Source organism: Planococcus sp. CAU13, assembly GCF_000775575.1.
Classification (GTDB): Bacteria; Bacillota; Bacilli; order Bacillales_A; family Planococcaceae; genus Planococcus.
Map to the genome: position 1 here is coordinate 1 of NZ_JRGN01000036.1, position 1,605 is coordinate 1,605.

At 50.2% G+C, this 1,605-nt stretch carries 1 protein-coding gene; it reads left to right on the top strand.

The features are described from left to right. Positions 1–367 precede the first annotated feature (367 nt). Positions 368–1,564 (top strand): MFS transporter, encoded by a 1,197-nt coding sequence (locus KW93_RS01260; RefSeq protein WP_033541142.1) that lies wholly within the window; start codon positions 368–370, stop codon positions 1,562–1,564. The last annotated feature ends 41 nt before the right edge of the window (positions 1,565–1,605 follow it).

Sequence of the window (1,605 nt, forward strand, 5' to 3'; positions counted from 1 at the left end):
TGTCAGAGCTGAACAGGCACTTCCGCTTTTTCGAGACTGTGCGGCTGAAAACACCCCGCTTCGCCAGAGCGTCTTATGCCCGTCGAGGGTTCGCAGGATGCGGGTCAGCTAACCGTTGCGACAGGATGTCGCGTTCTTAGGTTAGCATCTGAATTTGGGCGCTTGCGCTTTTCTCATTTAATTGAAGTTCAACTGATTGACAATGAATGACAGCCGGCATAATATGGGAATCTGAGCAAAAAAAAGTTTCGGGTCAGGAAATAACTGAAAGATTTTTTTCGATCCTCTTTCTATATAATCCAATTGCCGGATTATATAGAAGAAACACAAAAGGCAATAACTAACACAATTAGAAAAGAGGAACACCATGTCATCCGATCAACGCAAAAAAATCATTATTTTGATGATCAATATGTTTATTGCCATCGCAAGTTTCGGGATCATCATCCCGATTCTCCCTTCCTATCTCCAATCGATCGGCCAGGGCGGCACGGCCGCCGGTCTGATGATTGCTATTTTTGCGGCGGCGCAATTCTTCTTCTCGCCGATCGCCGGCAAATGGGCGGACCAATACGGCCGCCGCAAAATGATCATCTACGGACTTGCCGGCCTGACGCTGTCGATGTTCGTATTTTATGCATCCGACCTTATCATGGTGCTTTACTTCTCCCGCATCATCGGGGGAATCGGCGCAGCCATGCTTGTGCCGGCCATTTTCGCCTACATCGCGGACATCACGACCTTCGACCAGCGTGCAAAAGGGACAAGCCTTGTGTCAGCGGCGATGTCGCTTGGTATCGTTGTCGGACCCGGGATTGGCGGATTCCTGGCTGATTACAGCCTGAAATTGCCGTTTCTCGTGTCAGCGCTTGTGTCGCTTGGCGCAGTAGTCTTTTCACTCGTTCTGCTGAAAGACAGCGACGCTGCAGAGGCAGATGCCGATTTGGCGCTGGATATGACTCAAACAGAGTCGATGCTGTCGAAAATCGCTTCTTCCACTAAAAAGCAGTATTTTATTCCGTTGATCATTACACTTGTCATGAGCTTCGGCCTGCTCGCCTATGAATCCGTCGTCGGCCTTTATCTGGACAATCAATTCAGTTCGACGGCCAAAGATATCGCGTTCATGATTACGGCGACAGGTGTTGTCAGTGTCATCGTGCAATTGTTCATCGTTGACCGCATCGTCCGCCGCTTCGGGGAAGTGGCGATTCTCGTCTTCTTCCTCAGCGTTGCCGCGTTCGGTTTCCTGCTGTCCCTGTTTGCAGGCAGTTACGCAATGTTCTTCGGCGTTTCACTTATCATTTTCCTGGCGACGTCGATCCTCCGTCCGGTGCTGAACACGCTGATTTCCAAAATGGCGGACGGCGAAGTCGGGTTTGCAATGGGCATGAACAATGCCTATATGAGCATCGGGAACGTCGCAGGGCCTTTGCTCGCGGGCATGCTCTACGACATCAATATCATCTTCCCGTTCATCCTGGGCCTGATTATGCTGTTTGTCACCATCTTCATCACATTGGCTTGGCAGCGTTCACGCGCAGTTAAAACAGCGGAAGTTTAATAGTTCAATTGAAAACAGGAAGAGCCGCGGCTCTTCCTGTT

What these genes read in the sequence shown, in the direction of transcription:
- KW93_RS01260 (WP_033541142.1), top strand. Translation starts at nt 368, where the DNA reads ATGTCATCCGATCAACGCAAAAAAATCATTATTTTGATGATCAATATG.